Source organism: Herbidospora solisilvae (genome assembly GCF_009901565.1).
In the GTDB taxonomy this organism is placed as follows: domain Bacteria; phylum Actinomycetota; class Actinomycetes; order Streptosporangiales; family Streptosporangiaceae; genus Herbidospora; species Herbidospora solisilvae.
The window spans coordinates 273,905-291,018 of the sequence record NZ_WXEW01000003.1 but is presented as its reverse complement, the minus strand read 5'-3'; the positions used below and the strand labels follow the sequence as shown (position 1 = coordinate 291,018).

The following is a 17,114-nucleotide window of genomic DNA, read 5'->3' as shown; positions in this document are numbered from 1 at the left end:
ATGGGCTGGCTCTTCATCCTGTCGCTGATCGTCGCCCTCGCCCTGGTCTACAGGGTGCTCGGCGACCACATGCACCGCGTCTACACCGGCACGAAGCACAACGCCGTCGAGCGGGTCGTCTACCGCCTGCTCGGCGTCCAGCCCGGCAACGAGCAGCGCTGGGGCGCCTACGCCCGGAGCCTGCTGGCCTTCTCGATCGTCTCGATCTTCTTCGTGTACGCCCTCCAGCGCCTCCAGGACAGACTCTGGTTGTCGCTGGGCTTCGCCCCGGTGCCCGACCACATCGCCTGGAACACCGCCATCAGCTTCGTGACCAACACGAACTGGCAGGCGTACTCGGGTGAGAACACGATGGGTCACCTGACCCAGATGGCCGCCCTGGCCGTGCAGAACTTCGTGTCGGCGGCGGTCGGCATGGCGGTGGCGATCGCGCTGGTGCGCGGGTTCGCCCGGCGGAACAGCGACACGATCGGCAACTTCTGGGTCGACCTGGTGCGTGGCACGCTGCGCATCCTGCTGCCGATCGCCTTCGTGGGCGCGCTCGTGCTGGTGGCGGGCGGGGTGGTGCAGAACTTCGCCGGTCCCCATGAGATCACCACCCTCACCGGGAACGTGCAGAACGTGACCGGCGGGCCGGTGGCCAGTCAGGAGGCCATCAAGGAGCTGGGCACCAACGGGGGCGGTTTCTACAACACCAACTCCGCGCACCCGTACGAGAACCCCACCGCCTGGACCAACTGGTTCGAGATCTTCCTGATCCTGCTCATCCCGGTCGCGCTGACCCGGACCTTCGGCCGGATGGTCGGCCAGGTCCGCCAGGGCTACGCGATCCTCGCCGTGATGGGCGTGATCGCGGTCGCGTCGATCGTGCTCACCAACGTCTTCGAGCTGGCCGGGAACGCGACCGTGCCGCAGGCGGTCGGCGCGGCGATGGAGGGCAAGGACGTCAGGTTCGGGGTGGCCAACTCGGCCACGTTCGCGGCGGCGACCACGCTGACCTCGACGGGCGCGGTCAACTCCTTCCACGACAGCTACACGCCGTTCGGCGGCATGATGACGCTGTTCGACATGATGCTGGGCGAGGTCGCGCCCGGCGGCGTGGGCGCGGGCCTCTACGGCATGCTGATCCTGGCCGTCATCACCGTGTTCGTGGCAGGCCTCATGGTCGGCCGGACGCCCGAATACCTGGGCAAGAAGATCGGCTCACGCGAGATCAAGCTCGCGTCCCTCTACTTCCTGGTCACCCCGGTGCTCGTCCTGGTCGGCACGGCCGTGGCCATGGGCAACGCGGCGGGCCTGGCCGCGATGCTGAACAGCGGGCCGCACGGCTTCTCCGAGATCCTCTACGCCTTCACCAGCGCCTCGAACAACAACGGCTCGGCGTTCGGCGGCGTCACGGTGAACACGCCCTGGTACGACGTGGCGCTCGGCATGTGCATGGTGCTGGGCCGGTTCCTGCCGATCATCTTCGTGCTCGCCCTGGCCGGTTCACTCGCGAGGCAGACGCCGGTGCCGGAGTCGGCCGGCACCCTGCCCACGCACCGGCCCCAGTTCGTCGGCCTGGTCGTCGGCGTGACGATCGTCCTCGTCGCCCTGACCTTCCTCCCCGCCCTCGCGCTGGGCCCCATCGCGGAAGGACTGCTCTGATGACCTGGATCGCGTCGTTCCCCGACGCCGTCAAGAAGCTCAACCCCGGGACGCTCTGGCGCAACCCGGTCATGCTGATCGTCGAGGCCGGCGCGGTGTTCACCACCGTGCTGGCGATCCTGGAGCCCGGGGTGTTCGCCTGGGCGATCGTGGTCTGGCTCTGGCTGACCGTGTTGTTCGCCAACCTGGCCGAGGCGGTCGCCGAGGGCCGGGGCAAGGCCCAGGCCGCCACCCTGCGCGCGACCAAGCGCGACACCATGGCCGTGCGGGTGTCGGGCGAGCGGGTCAGCGCCACCGAGCTCCGGCAGGGCGACGAGGTCGTGGTCGTGGCCGGGGAGGTCATCCCGGGCGACGGCGACGTCATTGAGGGCATCGCCTCGGTCGACGAGTCGGCCATCACCGGCGAGTCGGCCCCGGTCATCCGCGAGTCCGGCGGCGACCGCAGCGCCGTCACCGGAGGCACGAAGGTGCTGTCCGACCGGATCGTCGTGCGGATCACCCAGAAGCCCGGCGAGAGCTTCGTCGACCGCATGATCGCCCTTGTCGAGGGCGCCAACCGGCAGAAGACCCCCAACGAGATCGCGCTGAACATCCTGCTGGCGGCGCTCACGATCATCTTCCTGGTCGCCACGGTGACCATGCAGCCGATGGCCGTCTGGGCCAAGGGCGCCAACCCCGGCATCCCCGACTCGCTCGCCCTGACGGGCGACGGCGTCAGCGGCATCGTGCTGGTCTCGCTGCTGGTCTGCCTGATCCCCACGACGATCGGCGCGCTGCTGTCGGCCATCGGCATCGCCGGCATGGACCGGCTGGTGCGGCGCAACGTCCTGGCGATGTCGGGACGCGCCGTCGAGGCGGCCGGAGACGTCTCGACGCTGCTGCTCGACAAGACCGGCACCATCACGCTCGGCAACCGGCAGGCCGCCGAGTTCCTCCCGGTCTCCGGGGTCGGCGAACACGAGCTGGCCGAGGCGGCCCAGCTCTCGTCGCTGGCCGACGAGACCCCCGAGGGCCGCTCGATCGTGGTCTTCGCCAAGGAGCACTACGGCCTGCGGGAGCGCGACGTCCACGACGCCGAATGGGTGCCGTTCACCGCGCAGACCCGCATGTCCGGCGTGAACGTCGGCGGGCGCGAGATCCGCAAGGGCGCGGCGACCGCCGTGATGAAGTGGGTCCGCGACCACGGCGGCCACCCGACCGAGCAGGTCGGGGCCATCGTGGACGCCATCTCCGGCAGCGGCGGCACCCCGCTGGTGGTGGCCCAGAAGGACCAGGTCCTCGGCGTGGTCCACCTGAAGGACACCGTCAAGCCCGGCATGCGGGAGCGCTTCGACGAGATGCGCCGCATGGGCATCAGGACCGTCATGATCACCGGCGACAACCCCCTCACGGCCAAGGCCATCGCCGACGAGGCGGGCGTGGACGACTTCCTCGCCGAGGCCACCCCGGAAGACAAGCTCGCCCTGATCAGGCGCGAGCAGGAGGGCGGCCGGCTGGTCGCCATGACCGGCGACGGCACCAACGACGCCCCCGCGCTCGCCCAGTCGGACGTCGGCGTCGCCATGAACACCGGCACCAGCGCCGCCAAAGAGGCCGGGAACATGGTCGACCTCGACTCCAACCCGACCAAGCTCATCGAGATCGTGGAGATCGGCAAGCAGCTCCTCATCACCCGGGGCGCGCTCACGACCTTCTCCATCGCCAACGACATCGCCAAGTACTTCGCCATCATCCCGGCGATGTTCGCGGCGGTGTATCCGGGCCTCGACGCGCTGAACGTCATGCGCCTGGACTCGCCCCAGTCGGCGATCCTGGCGGCGGTGATCTTCAACGCGCTCGTCATCGTCGCGCTGATACCGCTGGCGCTGCGCGGCGTGCAGTACCGCCCGTCGAGCGCCTCGAAACTGCTCAGCCGCAACCTGCTCGTCTACGGCCTGGGCGGCATCGTGGCCCCCTTCGTCGGCATCAAACTCATCGACCTTCTGATCGCGGGGATCGTGTGATGAATCGTCTCCCCAGCTGGATCAGGCAGCACCTGGCGGCCCTGCGGGCCGTGGCCGTGCTGACGGTGATCCTCGGCGTGGCCTACCCCCTGGTGACCACGGGCGTGGCCCAGGCGGTGTTCAACGGCAACGCCAACGGAAACCCCGCGCTGATCGGCCAGAGCTTCACCGACGCCGACGGCGACCCGGTGGCCAAGTACTTCCAGTCGCGCCCCTCGGCGGGCGGCTACGACATGCTCGCCACCGCGGCCGGCAACCTGGGACCGGAGGACGTCCTCGACACCCTGCCGGTCCCCGGCGCCGTGGACGACGAGGGGCACCCCGACACGGGCAAGCAGTCGCTGCTCACCCAGGTCTGCGCACGGTCGGCGGCCATCGGCCACCTCGAGGGTGTCAGCGGGGCCCGTCCCTACTGCACCCCCGACGGGGTCGGCGCGGTCCTGAAGCTCTTCCCGGCCCTCGGCACGCCGACCCGCGCGGTCAGCGTCAACCAGGCCTGCCCCGCGCAGCCGTTCGTCGCGACCTACCAGGGCGTCACGGTCGAGTGCGGCAAGCCCGGCGAGGACTACAGCGCCGGACGCACCGTCCCGATCAGGGGCGACGTGACTGCTGTGGTCCCGCCCGACGCGGTCACGGCCAGCGCCTCCTCGCTCGACCCGCACATCTCCGTCGCCTACGCCGAACTCCAGGCCCCCGCGTGGCCAGGGAGCGCGGCCTGCCCGTCGACCGGGTGAAGACGCTCATCAGCGAGTACACCACCGGCCGTTCGTTCGGCTTCATGGGCGAACCCGGGGTCAACGTGCTGGAGCTCAACCAGGCGCTCGACAAGGGGTGACGACGTGCCGCGCGGCCGACTGAGGGTGTACCTGGGCGCGGCGCCCGGGGTCGGCAAGACCTTCGCGATGCTCGGCGAGGGCCGCCGGGCGAAGGAGCGCGGCCGGGACGTGGTCGTGGGGATCGTCGAGACCCACGGCCGCGTCCAGACCGCCGCCCAGCTCGATGACCTGGAGATCCTCCCGCGCAGGTTCATGGAATACCGGGGCGGGACCTTCACCGAACTCGACGTCGACGCCGTCCTCGAACGCGCGCCGAAGGTGGTGCTGGTCGACGAGCTGGCCCACACGAACGTGCCGGGCTCCCGCAACGCCAAACGCTGGCAGGACGTCGAGGAGATCCTGGACGCGGGCATCCACGTGGTCACCACGGTCAACGTGCAGCACCTGGAGTCGCTGAACGACGTCGTCCACGAGATCACCGGCGTGCCGCAACTGGAGACCGTGCCCGACGAGATGGTCCGGCAGGCCGACCAGATCGAGCTGGTCGACATGTCGCCCGACGCGCTGCGGCGGCGGATGGCCCACGGCAACGTCTACGCGCCGGAGAAGGTCGACGCGGCGCTGTCGAACTACTTCCGCGTCGGCAACCTGACGGCGCTGCGGGAGCTGGCCCTGCTGTGGGTGGCCGGGAAGGTCGACGAGCAGCTCGACCGCTACCGCGAGGAACACGGCATCCGGGGCACGTGGGAGGCCCGGGAGCGGGTGGTGGTGGCCCTGACGGGCGGCCCCGAGGGCGACACGCTGATCAGGCGCGCGGCCCGGATCGCCGACCGCAGCAAGGGCGCCGACCTGCTGGCCCTGCACGTCATCAGCGCCGACGGCCTGACCGGCGGCGACCCCGCCAACCTGGCCCGGCAGCGGACGCTGACCGAATCGCTGGGCGGGACCTACCACCAGGTCGTCGGCGACGACATCCCCACGGCGCTGCTCGACTTCGCGAGTGGCGTGAACGCGACCCAGCTCGTGCTGGGGGCCTCGCGGCGCGGCCGGTTCGCCCAGATCCTCTCCCGGGGCGTGGGGGTCGAGACGACGGCGCAGTCGGGCTCGATCGACGTCCACATGATCACCCACGCGGAGGCGCGGCAGGGCCGCGCGCGCCGCCAGCGCTCCCGGGCCGCCCTGACGCGACGGCGGCGCGTCACCGGCTGGATCCTGGCGCTGGCCGGCATGCCCGGCCTGGCGGCGGTGCTGCTGCCGTTCCGCGCCGAGTTGTCGCTGCCGAGCGAGATCCTCTTCTTCCTGATGCTCACGGTGGGGGTGGCCCTGGCGGGCGGCACCTGGCCCGCCGTCACCGCCGCCGTCGGCGGTTCCCTGCTGCTCAACTACCTCTTCACGCCGCCTCTGTACGAGTTCACGATCAACGACCCGGAGAACCTGTTCGCCCTGGTCGTCTTCGTGATCGTGGCCGCCGCCGTGGCCGCGATAGTCGATCTGGCCGCCCGGCGCACCCGGCAGGCCGCCCAGGCGAGCGCGAACGCCGAGATCCTGTCGGCCCTGGCGGGGCACGTGCTGCGCGGCGAGTCGGCGCTGCCGTCGTTGCTGGCCCGGCTGCGCGAGACCTTCGGCCTGACCTCGGTGACGCTGCTGGAACGCGCGGCGGAGCCGAAGACCTGGAACATCATCGCGACCACGGGCGGCCCGCCCTGCGTGAAGCCGTCGAGCGGCGACACCGACGTCATCATCGACGACGACCTGGTGCTCGCCGCGCGGGGAGCACCGCTCGACGCGTCCGACCGGCGCGTGCTGGAGGCGTTCGCGGCCGAGATCGCGGTGGCCCTGCGTCAGCAGCGCCTGGCCGAGGCGGCCGAGAGGGCCAAGCCGCTGGCGGCGGCCGACAAGATGCGCACCGCCCTGCTCGCGGCGGTCAGCCACGACCTGCGCACCCCGCTGGCCTCGGCCAAGGCGGCGGTCGAGTCGCTGCGCAGCGAGGAGATCGTCTGGTCTCCGGGCGACCGCGCCGAACTGCTCGCCACCGCCGACGAGTCGCTGGTGAAGCTCGACCGCCTGGTGTCCAACCTGCTCGACATGAGCCGTCTCCAGGCCGGGGTGCTGGGCGTGACCCTGGAACCGCTGGCCCTCTATGAGATCGTGCCCCGCGCGGTCGACGACCTCGGCGCCCGCATCGAGACGACCGTGCCCTACGACCTGCCGGAGGTCGTCGCCGACGCCGCCCTGCTGGAGAGGGTGCTGGTCAACGTGATGGGCAACGCCGTCCGCTACGGCCCGGCCGTGCTGGTGACGGCCAGTTCGGTCGGCGACCAGGTGGAGGTCCGGGTGATCGACCGGGGGCCGGGCATCCCGCCCGACGCGCACGAACGTGTCTTCCAGCCGTTCCAGCGTCTGGGCGACCGCGACAACCACACGGGGGTGGGCCTCGGCCTGGCGTTGTCGCGGGGGCTGACCGAGGCGATGGGCGGCACGCTCACCCCGGAGGAGACCCCGGGCGGCGGCCTCACCATGGTGTTGCGCCTGCCGGCCCGTCAGGGCAGGTGGCCGCAGTCGGGCTCGCCGATGTAGACGTTCACGCCCCACTTGCCGGAGACCTCGTTGGTCTTCACGTAGTAGAGCCGGGCGTCGGGCGTGCGCATGCGGGCCTCCACGTAGATCTCGTCGCCGGCGAGGTCCTCGTTGAGGAGCTGGGAGTCGATCACGCGGGTCCAGATCAGCGAGTGGGCCTGGCAGACCTTCTGGGTGTCGTCGCCGTCGGGCCAGTCGGCGCCCTTGATGGTCACGTAGTCGATGCGGTCGCCCTCGGCGCGCGGGGTGCACTGGACGGTGATCGTGGTGTCGTCCTCGGTGTCCTTCGGGGTGATGGTGAGGGTGCACTTGGCCGTCGCGGCCGCTTCGGCGTGCGGGACCACGACCAGGCACAGGGCAAGGGTCGTCAGCAGGGCGCTGATGCGTTTCATGTCAGGGACTCCATTGTTTGGAACGGTCCCTCTATGGGAGCAACCGCACCGCCGCCGCGACGAGCACCACTAGGGCGGCGGAACGGGCGGCCAGCGGCCCGATGAACCGTACATTCCTTACCTCGGCCTTTGCTGACCGTGGTTGACGTTGTCAGCCCGCTGATAGAAAGTTTCCAGCCCACGGCGAAAGTTGTCGAAGGAGCGAAGGAGCCACCCCCATGCTCTTACGAACAGTGCTGGCCGCCACCCTCGTCTTCACGACGCTGGTGGCGCCCGCGCAGGCCCACGACGTCTCGTCGGGCTCGTACATCAAGAGCACTCCCGGCCACGGCCGGTTTCCGCTGGTCGCCGACGGCAGGGCGGCGGCGATCCACGTCAGCCAGGCCGACTTCCCGGGGGTGACCCGGGCCGTCGGCGACCTCCAGACCGACGTCGAGAAGGTCACCGGCGTCAAGCCGGTCGTCTCGACCGAGACGCCCGCCCGGGGTGAGGTCGTCATCGTCGGCACGCTCGGGCGCAGCCCGCTGATCGACCAGTTGGTCGCGCGGGGCAAGCTCGACGTGTCGGGCATCCGGGGCAAGTGGGAGACCACGATCGAGCAGGTCGTGCGCGACCCGCTGCCCGGGCTGCGGAGCGCCTTCGTGATCGTGGGCAGCGACCAGCGCGGCACCATCTTCGGGGTGTACGACGTCTCGAAGGAGATCGGCGTCTCGCCCTGGTACTGGTGGGACGACGTGCCCGTACAGAAGAGGAACGCCCTCTACGTCGAGCCGGGGCGGCACACCCAGGGCACCCCGGCGGTCAAGTACCGGGGGATCTTCATCAACGACGAGAACCCGGCGCTCGGCACCTGGGGGCCGGAGTTCTTCGGGCCGGGCCTGGCCCCGGGCTACCCGGGCGGGTTCAACCGGCACCTCTACGCCAAGGTCTTCGAGACCATGCTCCGGCTGAAGGCCAACTACCTGTGGCCCGCCGTCTGGGGACGCGCGTTCGCCGAGGACGACCCGGCCAACCACGCGACGGCGAAGGCGTACGGGATCGTCATGGGCACCTCCCACGAGGCGCCGATGATGCGCGGCATCGAGGAGTGGAACCGGCACGCCGTGGCGGGCACGAGCGACCCCTACGGCGGCAACGGCGACTGGAGCTTCCGCCGCAACCGCGAGGCCATCACGCAGTACTGGCGCGACGGCATCCAGCGGATGAAGAACGAGGACTTCGAGGGTGTGGTCACCCTCGGCATGCGCGGCAACGGCGACGTCAGCCTGCCCGACGGCGACGGCATCGACCTGATGACCGACATCGTCGGCACGCAGCGCGAGCTGCTGGCCGCCGAGGGCATGACCGACGTGCCGCAGGTGTGGACGCTCTACAAGGAGGTCCAGCGCTACTGGGACCGCGGGATGCGGGTGCCCGACGACGTGACGGTCGTCTTCACCGACGACAACTGGGGCAACATGCGCAAGCTGCCCGACCGGAGCGCGCCGCCCCGGGCCGGCGGTTACGGGCTCTACTACCACTTCGACTACGTGGGCGGCGGCCGGAACTACAAGTGGGTCGACACCAACCAGCTGCCGAACATCTGGGAGCAGCTCAACCTGTCGTACACCTACGGAGTCGACCGGCTCTGGGTGGTGAACGTTGGCGACTTCAAGAACGAGGAGCTGCCGACGCAGTTCTTCCTCGACTACGCCTGGAAGCCCATCCCGCTGGAGAGGATCTCGGACTGGGAGCGCGGCTACGCCGCCCAGAACTTCGGCGCCGGCCAGGCCCATGAGATCGCCGAGGTGCTGCACGACTACGCGGCCCTCCAGTCGCGCCGCAAGCCGGAACTGCTCAACCGGCTGATCAGCCTCGATCCCACCAAGGACCTGTCGACCGACTCCTCCGCGGTGGTCTACGACGACCAGGCCAGCCCCTACAGCCTGACCAACTACCGGGAGGCCGAACGGGTGACGGCCGAGTGGGCCGCGTTGTCGGCACGCGCCGAGAAGGTCGCGAGGAGGCTGCCGCAGAACGCCCAGGACGCCTACTTCCAGCTCGTCCTCTACCAGGTGAAGGCGACCGCGAACCTCTACGCGCTCCGCCTGGCCCAGTTCACCAACATCCGCTACGCCGCCCAGGGCCGGGCCGCCACCAACGACCTGGCCGACGTCGCCGAGGCCCGCTTCGCCGACGACCAGGCCATGTCCGACCACTACAACACCGGCCTCGCCGGCGGGAAGTGGAAGAACTGGCAGCTCCAGCCCAAGATCGGCTACGGCGACGTCGAACGCTACGGCCCCAACGCCCCCTGGCAGCAGCCCGAGCTCAACCACGTCGCGCTGCCCGACGCCTTCTACCCCGCGCTCCGGCGCATCACCGTCCCGGCCGTCGCCGAGATGGGCGTGGAGCCCGCGACGCTGCCGGAGTTCAGCCCCTACCAGAGCGCGCCCGACCAGCACATCGAGGTCTACAACAAGGGCACCGTGCCGTTCGACTACCAGATCAGGCCATCGGTGCCGTGGTTGCGCGCCGAACCCTCCAAGGGCCGGCTCGACAAGCAGGTCCGCAGCACGCTGAAGGTCGACTGGTCGCGCGCCCCGCGCGGCACGACCGAGGTGCCCATCACGGTCACCGGCCCGAACGGCTCGACCTCCGTGGTGCGGGCCGTGGTGAAGAACCCGTCGGGCCCGGTGAAGGGCTTCGTCGAGGCCGGCGGGTACGTCTCCCTCGAAGCCGCCCGCCCGTCCAAGACGGTGGGCTCGTGGAAGACGATCCCCGGCATCGGCCGCACCGGCGACGGCCTCACCCCGTGGCCGGTGACCGCGCCCCGCCAGACCCCCGGAGGGAACAGCCCCCATCTGGCGTACGACCTGCACCTGTTCACGACCGGTCCGGTCAAGGTCTGGGCCTACCTGTCGCCGCGCAACAACGTGCTCCCGACCGAGGGCCTCAAGTACGCCGTCTCCATCGACGACGCCGCGCCCCAGGTCGTCGACGTCATCGCGGCCACGGGCTCCGACGACACCCGGATGAACAAGCAGTGGGAGCGCAACACCTCCGACAACGTCAACCGGACCGTCACCACGCACACCATCACGAAACCCGGCGCCCACACGCTCAAGTTCTGGATGGTCGACCCGACGGTCGTCGTCCAGAAGATCGTCGTGGACACCGGCGGACTGCTGACCAGCTACCTCGGCCCGCCGCCGAGCCGCCACTTCTGAACGACCTCGCGGACCGCCGGGGCGACCTCCTCGGCGAACAGCTCGGTCTTGGCCAGATCGTCGGACATCAGCAGGAAGCCGCTGATGCCGTAGTCGGCGGTCAGCCCGGCGAGTTGTTCGACCCACTGCTCCGGCGGTCCCTGCAACAGGCCGCGGTTCGCCGAGGTGAACTCGCCGGTGATGTTGAGCAGCCGCCGGACCGCGCTCGGCTCGCGTCCGGCCGCGAGGGCGGCCTCGTCGATGTGCCGGTTCATCTCGGTCAGGTCGGCGGGGCCGCCCGGCAGGTAGGGCAGCGACGGCAACCAGCCGTCGCCGGCCCGGCCGGTCAGCGCCAGCATCTTCGGCTTGTACGCCCCCACCCAGATCCCCACGTCGTGAGCCGGGGCGGGGCCGCGCTTCGCGCCCTTCACCGGGTAGTAGGGCCCGTCCGACCGCACCCCGCCGCGTTCGTCGGCGGCCCAGATCTGGCGGATGATCCCGATGCCCTCCTCCAGCGCCTCGATGCTCTGGGCCGGGGTGAGCCGCCGCCCGCCCATGGCCGCGATGGCGTCCCAGAACCCGCCCGCGCCGATGCCCAGCTCGATCCGCCCGCCGGTGAGCCGGTCGAGGCTCGCCACGCTGCGCGCCAGCACGGCGGGCTGGCGCAGCGGCAGGTTGGTGACGTTGCCGCTGAGCCTGATCCGCTCGGTCTGCGCCGCGATGTAGGACATCAGCGTCCAGGTGTCGTGGAACCGCGGCTGGTAGGGGTGGTCCTGGAAGGTGACCAGGTCGAGCCCGGCCCGTTCGGCGGCCCTGGCGTGGTCGACGGCGTGCCTGACCGGCTCGATCGCCGGGCTGACGAAGGTGCCGAACAGCAGGTCGTGGCCGTAGTCGCTCATTTCTCATCCCTGATGTTGAAGTTGTCGCGGAAGACGTTGTCCGGGTCGTAGCGGCGCTTCAGCGCCCGCAGCCGGTCGAGGGTCTTCGGCGGGAACGCGTCGGCGACCTTGCCGAGGCCGGTCTCGAAGCTGAGGTAGAGGCCGTCGAAGTGCTCGCGGCTCGCCTCCCAGAGCGCGTCCATCCGCTTGTCGTCGATCCCCATCGCGGTGACCTGGAAACCGGCGTCGCGGTGGGCGTAGGCCGTGGCGTCGGCCGGGACGTCGGCGACCGCGCCGCCGACGGTGCGGATCTGGAAGAAGTACACGACCCCGCTGGCCAGCATCTTCGCCGCCGCCGCCGCGAAGGCCGGGGTGATCTCGCGGACGAACGCCGACCGGGCCACCGGCTCGCCCTGCCCCTGGTGGTCGCCGCCGTGAGCGTTGTCCATCACGTCGGCGTACGCCGCGACGACGACCTGCTGCTGGTAGAGCGCGGAGATGCCCGCGAACGGCTGGAGCCGCTCGACGATGACCTCGGGATCGGCCGAGTCGACCATGGCCATGATCTGCGCGACGGCCGGCCGGCCGCGCCGGGGCGGTCCCATGATCAGGAAGGCCGTGGTGTCACGCGGGGCCGTCGAGGCCACCTCGCCGAATCGCCGCAGGAAGCCGGCCTGGTCGGCGGCGTCCATGACGAGCTGGGCCCAGCCGACGTCGGTGACCTCCGAGACCTCGAACTCGAAGGAGGTGACGATCCCGAAGTTGGCGCCGGCGCCGCGTACACCCCAGAAAAGCTCGGCGTTCTCGTGCTCGTCGGCCCTGACCACCGACCCGTCGGCCAGCACGATCTCGACCGCCCGCAGGTGGTCGATGGTGAGCCCGTGCTTGCGCGACAGGTAGCCGATGCCGCCCGCCGTGGCCAGCCCGCCGACCCCGACGCCGCCGTAGTCGCCGGAACCGAGCGCCCACCCGTGGGGGCGCAGGGCGGCGGCGACCTTGTTCCAGCGGGCGCCCGGACCGATCTTCACCCGGCGGGTGCCCACGTCGAGCACCTCGACGGCGTCGAGGTGCCGCAGGTCGATGACGATCCCGCCGTCGTTGGTCGACCGGCCGCTGACGCCGTGGCCGCCGCTGCGCACGCCCAGCGGCAGAGCGGGGTGGCGGCGGGCGAAGGCCAGCGCCTCGGCGACCTCGGAAGGGTCGCGCGGGAACAGCAGCAGCCCGGGAGAGCCGCCCCGCAGGTAGTTCGACCGGAACCGCCCGTAGTTCCGGTCGCCCGGCTCCACGGCCGTGGCGGCCAGCGACTCGGGCACACCGTCGTAGTCGATGCCCCCGCGGCGCTTGGCGAGCGCGGCGGCGGGCCGGACCGGCCGGTCGGAGAGCCCGCCGGGGGCGGCGGCCCGCAGGGCGGGGATCGTCTCGCGGGCGAACCGCGTGAGCACCGCCTCGTCGTCGCTGCGCAGGACGATCGTGCCGAACCCGTCGTCGAGCACCCCCGCCGGGACGTCGCCCGTGACGACGAGGACACGCCGGATCTCGCGCGGGTCCCGCCCGGCCGCCATGGCGGCCTCGTCGATCAGCTTGTTCGCGGTACGCGGGCATTCGGGCCGCTCGGGATCATGGACGCCGACCCACCCGTCCGCCTGCCGTCCGGCCAGCTCAAGTACGGCGGGATCGTCGCCGGTGACCCAGATGGGCACGGCGTGCGCCGGTTCGGGCCCCGGCTCCGCGCCGGCGAGCCGGTGGTGGACGCCGTCATAGGTGAGCCGGGGCGCCGAGGCGTCCCAGATCGCCCGGATCACCTCGATCGCCTCGGCCAGCGCCGCGACGTCGCCCGAGGTGCCGAGCGTGAGCGCGACCCGGCCGCCCGACAGCAGGTCGAGCCCAGCGGCCGACCGGCCGAGCACGGCGGCGTTCCATTCGGCGACGTCGAGCCGGCCGACCAGGCCGATCCGCCCGGTCCGCCCGGCCAGCCAGGACAACCCGGTCCACTCGGGGACCATCGCCAGGTCGTAGCCGAGCTCCTCGACCAGCTCGGTGCGGCCGGTGAGGGCGCCGAACCGCAGCGCGTGGCCATAGTTCATGGGGGACTCCCTTAGGTTGATACGTCAACCAATATACGTCAAGGTTGATGCATCAACTAATCTGGGGTTCATGGCCGATCTCACCGACCCCCAGGCCCTCGCCTGGGCCAGCTACCAGCGCATGCGCGTCCGGCTCAGCGGCGTCCTCGGCCGCGAGCTCGCCGCCGCCACCGGCCTGTCCGAGGCCGACTTCGACGTCCTGGTCGCCGTGAACGAACGCCCTGACGAGTCGGTGCGCTCGCTGGCGCTGCGCTGCGGCCTGGAGTGGGAGAAGAGCCGCCTGTCCCACCAGCTCCGCCGCATGGAGCAGCGCGGCCTGATCACCCGGGAGGCCTGCGAGGAGGACAGCCGCGGCTCGGCCGTCCGCCTCACCGCACGCGGACGCGAACTGGCCTGCGAGGCCAGGAAGCACTACGACGCGGCGGTCAAGCGCTACGTCATGGACACCCTCACTCCCGAGCAGGTCACCGCGCTCGCGGAGATCTCCGCCACCCTCCTCGACCGCATCGAGGTCACCCACAAGTGAGCCGCGCCATCGTTTCCGATCTGTGACCAACCCGCCACCCTCTGCCCGCATCCAAGGATGTGACGGGGAACACAACCAGGGGGTAAAGATGAAGATCGGGGTTCTGGTCGCGCTGGCGGCGACGGTCGTCGCCATCGTGGCCGTGCCGGTCGCCGCGCAGGCCGCGCCGCACCACGGCGACAGCATCCGCTACGCGTCGGCCAAGGCGTGCAAGGTCAAGAAGGCGACCGTGTTGTGCGGGAACTGGCGGCTGGTGACGCACCACGGCCAGATCATCCAGCTCAAGGACGCCCAGCTCGAAGCGCTCGACGGCAAAGGCAGGCCGGTCGGCTTCGCCGCCGCTCCGGTGGCGATCAGCGGGAACGGGCAGAAGATCGCCTACTTCCGCAAGGACGGCCGGATCGCCGTCCGGACGCTGGGCGGCGGGGTCACCCTGCTACCCGTCGGCACGCTGCCCAAGAACGTCGTGCAGTACAACGTGTGGTTCCGCCTGTCCGACGACGGCGCCAGCCTGGCCGTCACCGACCGGCGGACGATGATCTTCGACACCAAGAAGGGCAAGCGGCTCGGCCTGCTGCCCACCAAGCGCGAGTTCATCGGCTTCAGCGGCGACGGCAAGGAGATCCTGACCAGCGCGACCGACGAGGTCTTCCGCGTCTACGACCGGTCGGGCCGCCTGCTGCGCCAGGGCCGCCCGGCCGACGACGTGAACGGCTGGGGCCCCAACGCCCTCCACGCCGACGCCCGGACCGTCGCCACCCTCGTGTCCGGCGACAAGCTCGTCGTCTCGGACCTGGAGACCGCCCAGGTGGAGCGGAGCAACCCGATCAAGCTGCCCAAGGGCGGCACCGTCGAGATGCTCGACTGGACCGGCCCCGCGCAGGTCACCCTCCACGTGTCGCAGAACCTGCCGAAGGTCCCGAACCGCATGACGGTCTTCGAGCACGACACGAAGACCGGCGTCACCACGGTCCGCGACCGCTACGACATCCTCAAGGACACCTTCACCTACGCCGCCTGCGGGGGTTGACGGACCGGCTTGGCCTTCCCCAGCTGCTTGATCGTGGCCGGGTCGACACCCGTGGGCAGATCGGCGGCCTTCAACGGCCCGGTCCCCTTGGCGACCCGGGTGTTCCCGGAGCAACTCCCGGTCACGAGACGGCCGTCGGACTTGTAGGCGAAGACCAGATACCGGGCGCCGCGCGCGAACTTCACCCCGCACGCGGCGCTCTCGGTGTTGGTGGCCACCTTCACGGTCGCCTTCGGCTTTCCCTTGTACGCATGATCGGCCCGGAACGTGTAGACGTGCTGCCGGACGGGCGACCCGGCGGCCTTGAACCCGGTGGCCACCCCGGTGAAGACGACCGCGGAGTTCTGCACCCGCTCCTTCACCGGCGTGAGGGCGCACTTGCAGGCGTAGGCGGGCACGGACGAGAAGACGAGCGTCCCCGCGGCCAGCGCGAGGACGAGAAGAAGACGACGCCACATGCCCCTGAAACGGAATCGAAGATCGATCGGTTCGCGGCACGTTTGGCCCTCGCGCGACGGGTAGCGGCCCTCTTGGCAGCAACCAGCGAAAGGGGCTTACATGTACGAGCCGTGGAGCTACCAGGAAGGCGTCGTCTCCGGCGCCGGGGTGAGCGTGATCGGGTTCGACGTCGAGGCCGTCGACGGCAAGATCGGCGAGGTCGACGAGCAGAGCGACGCCGTCGGCGACGCCTACATCGTCGTCGACACGGGCTTCTGGATCTTCGGCAAGAAGGTCATCATGCCCGCGAGCACGATCACCGAGATCGACCCCCAGCAGCGCAAGGTCTTCCTCGCCCGGACGAAGGAAGAGATCAAGAACGCGCCGGAGTTCGACCAGGACACCTACAAGGACCCGGCCTACCGGGAGCAGGTCGGCAACTACTACACCGGCTACAACCAGCTTCCGTGACGCGGCAGGGCCCGCATCCGGCGTTCGGCGACAGGGGGTTGGCCGAACGCCCGGGTGCGGGCCTCCGCATGTCTGCTCACCGCTCCCAGGGAGCGGTCTCGCCCATCTTCTCGTAGTACTTGGCCAGGTGGGCCTTGACCCGGCCGACCTCGTCTTCGGGGATCTTCACGCCGCCGCGCGCGCCCTGGAGGACGCCGCCGGCGGCCATGACGGCACGCGGCACCGCCTTCAGCTTGCCGTCGACGACGTCGGCGATGAGCAGCTTGTAGCTGCCGAAGTTGCCGGGGGCGTCGCCGTCGTACCAGACGTGGGCGTCGCGGTAGGCGGCGTCGGGCTCGTCTTCGGCACCCGCCCATTCACGGACGCGGCTCTCGGCCGCGCTGCCGTCCCATTCCCGCGAACGGTCGGCGAGGGGCAGGTCCTTGAATCGTGTCACGGTCATACCCACCCCCTGCCCGGCATGGGATGGGCAAACGGTCACCATCCCGTGCCGGTGGGGTAGATCGGCGGGTCAGTCCGTGACCCATTCGCCGGTCGAGCGCCGATAGGCCTCGGCGCCGGCCCGGTCGATGGCCGCCTTCACCGCCGCGAAGATGGCCCCTTGGATCGCGGCGGCCACGACCACCTCGCCCCATCCGTAGTCGGGCGAGGTCGCCTGCGGCGCCTCGTCCTCACCGGCGGCCAGCTTCCAGACCTGCTTGAAGATCAGGCTCGCCACCGCGCCGCCGATCATGCCGCTCAGCGCGCTCGCGCCACGCACCGCTAGTTTGTTCATGCCGGTACGCGCTACCCGAGGCGCCCACAGGTAGTCGGCCGATCAACCGGCGGGCGGGTGGGGATCGTTGCCGGGTGCGATCGTGCGCTGGTCGCGCACCTTGCCGTCGGTGCCGTGGACGCGCAGCTCGCCTCCGCCGTCGGCGGCGAGGATCTGGGTCGCCCGCCTGATCGCCTCGTCCTGCGTGCTGAACAACGCGCTGGCCCGGCTGCCGCCCGGCTTGGTGACGGCCCACTGCCCGTCTTCCTGTCTCACCACGTCGCGTGAGTTGGCCTGTCCTGCCATCACTGCTCCTCCGATCGGGATGCCCCACCGCTACCCCGATTCGA

General features: G+C 70.6%; 14 protein-coding genes and 1 pseudogene. 8 read left to right on the top strand and 7 right to left on the bottom strand.

Features of this window, described 5'->3' with window-relative positions:
* The 4 genes and pseudogenes from kdpA to GT755_RS10990 all read left to right on the top strand — a co-directional run bounded on the left by kdpA (position 1) and on the right by GT755_RS10990 (position 7,003).
* Complete coding sequence (gene kdpA / locus GT755_RS11005; protein ID WP_161479619.1) at positions 1 to 1,647, top strand: potassium-transporting ATPase subunit KdpA; 1,647 nt, start codon at positions 1 to 3, stop codon at positions 1,645 to 1,647.
* Positions 1,647 to 3,650 carry a potassium-transporting ATPase subunit KdpB gene (gene kdpB / locus GT755_RS11000; protein ID WP_161479618.1) on the top strand — a complete coding sequence of 668 codons (2,004 nt, stop codon included), beginning with the start codon at positions 1,647 to 1,649 and terminating at the stop codon, positions 3,648 to 3,650. The genes kdpA and kdpB overlap by 1 nt, the downstream gene beginning before the upstream one ends.
* Positions 3,650 to 4,485 (top strand): annotated as a pseudogene (locus GT755_RS10995) (potassium-transporting ATPase subunit C). Before kdpB ends, GT755_RS10995 begins: the two are co-directional and overlap by 1 nt.
* A gap of 4 nt (positions 4,486 to 4,489) precedes the next feature.
* On the top strand, positions 4,490 to 7,003 hold the full coding sequence (locus GT755_RS10990) for an ATP-binding protein (RefSeq protein WP_161479617.1): 2,514 nt from the start codon (positions 4,490 to 4,492) through the stop codon (positions 7,001 to 7,003).
* Here the strand turns inward: GT755_RS10990 and GT755_RS10985 are convergent.
* Positions 6,967 to 7,395: a hypothetical protein gene (locus GT755_RS10985; protein WP_161479616.1), complete on the bottom strand. Its 429-nt coding sequence runs from the start codon at positions 7,393 to 7,395 to the stop codon at positions 6,967 to 6,969. The two genes, GT755_RS10990 and GT755_RS10985, sit on opposite strands and share 37 nt — an antisense overlap.
* Before the next feature lie 218 nt (positions 7,396 to 7,613).
* On the opposite strand from GT755_RS10985, the gene GT755_RS40520 reads away from it, so the two are divergent.
* A complete protein-coding gene (locus GT755_RS40520; RefSeq protein WP_161479615.1) occupies positions 7,614 to 10,604 on the top strand; it encodes a glycosyl hydrolase 115 family protein in 2,991 nt (996 codons plus the stop codon).
* Here the strand turns inward: GT755_RS40520 and GT755_RS10975 are convergent.
* Together GT755_RS10975 and GT755_RS10970 are read right to left on the bottom strand one after the other, a co-directional pair.
* Positions 10,571 to 11,482, bottom strand: coding sequence for an LLM class flavin-dependent oxidoreductase (locus tag GT755_RS10975; RefSeq protein WP_161479614.1), 912 nt, complete (start codon positions 11,480 to 11,482; stop codon positions 10,571 to 10,573). The genes GT755_RS40520 and GT755_RS10975 overlap by 34 nt on opposite strands.
* Positions 11,479 to 13,545 carry an LLM class flavin-dependent oxidoreductase gene (locus GT755_RS10970; RefSeq protein ID WP_161479613.1) on the bottom strand — a complete coding sequence of 689 codons (2,067 nt, stop codon included), beginning with the start codon at positions 13,543 to 13,545 and terminating at the stop codon, positions 11,479 to 11,481. Before GT755_RS10970 ends, GT755_RS10975 begins: the two co-directional genes overlap by 4 nt.
* 70 nt (positions 13,546 to 13,615) lie before the next feature.
* Here GT755_RS10970 and GT755_RS10965 point away from each other — a divergent pair, with 70 nt between their 5' ends.
* Positions 13,616 to 14,071, top strand: coding sequence for a MarR family winged helix-turn-helix transcriptional regulator (locus GT755_RS10965; protein WP_161479612.1), 456 nt, complete (start codon positions 13,616 to 13,618; stop codon positions 14,069 to 14,071).
* Positions 14,072 to 14,159: 88 nt separating this feature from the next.
* Entirely contained in the window at positions 14,160 to 15,101 is a 942-nt protein-coding gene (locus tag GT755_RS10960; RefSeq protein WP_161479611.1) for a WD40 repeat domain-containing protein, read from the top strand.
* Here GT755_RS10960 and GT755_RS10955 read toward each other — a convergent pair.
* Positions 15,080 to 15,559, bottom strand: a complete 480-nt coding sequence (locus GT755_RS10955; protein WP_161479610.1) for a hypothetical protein — start codon at positions 15,557 to 15,559, stop codon at positions 15,080 to 15,082. The genes GT755_RS10960 and GT755_RS10955 overlap by 22 nt on opposite strands.
* Positions 15,560 to 15,659: 100 nt before the next feature.
* On the opposite strand from GT755_RS10955, the gene GT755_RS10950 reads away from it, so the two are divergent.
* Positions 15,660 to 16,010, top strand: coding sequence for a hypothetical protein (locus GT755_RS10950; protein WP_030455339.1), 351 nt, complete (start codon positions 15,660 to 15,662; stop codon positions 16,008 to 16,010).
* Between the two features lie 76 nt (positions 16,011 to 16,086).
* On the opposite strand, the gene GT755_RS10945 is transcribed toward GT755_RS10950, so the two are convergent.
* The 3 genes from GT755_RS10945 to GT755_RS10935 form a co-directional block, all read right to left on the bottom strand.
* Complete coding sequence (locus GT755_RS10945; RefSeq protein WP_161479609.1) at positions 16,087 to 16,452, bottom strand: hypothetical protein; 366 nt, start codon at positions 16,450 to 16,452, stop codon at positions 16,087 to 16,089.
* Between the two features lie 69 nt (positions 16,453 to 16,521).
* On the bottom strand, positions 16,522 to 16,785 hold the full coding sequence (locus GT755_RS10940) for a DUF4235 domain-containing protein (protein ID WP_161479608.1): 264 nt from the start codon (positions 16,783 to 16,785) through the stop codon (positions 16,522 to 16,524).
* 42 nt (positions 16,786 to 16,827) lie between these two features.
* Positions 16,828 to 17,070, bottom strand: coding sequence for a DUF2188 domain-containing protein (locus tag GT755_RS10935; RefSeq protein ID WP_161479607.1), 243 nt, complete (start codon positions 17,068 to 17,070; stop codon positions 16,828 to 16,830).
* Between the last annotated feature and the right edge of the window lie 44 nt (positions 17,071 to 17,114).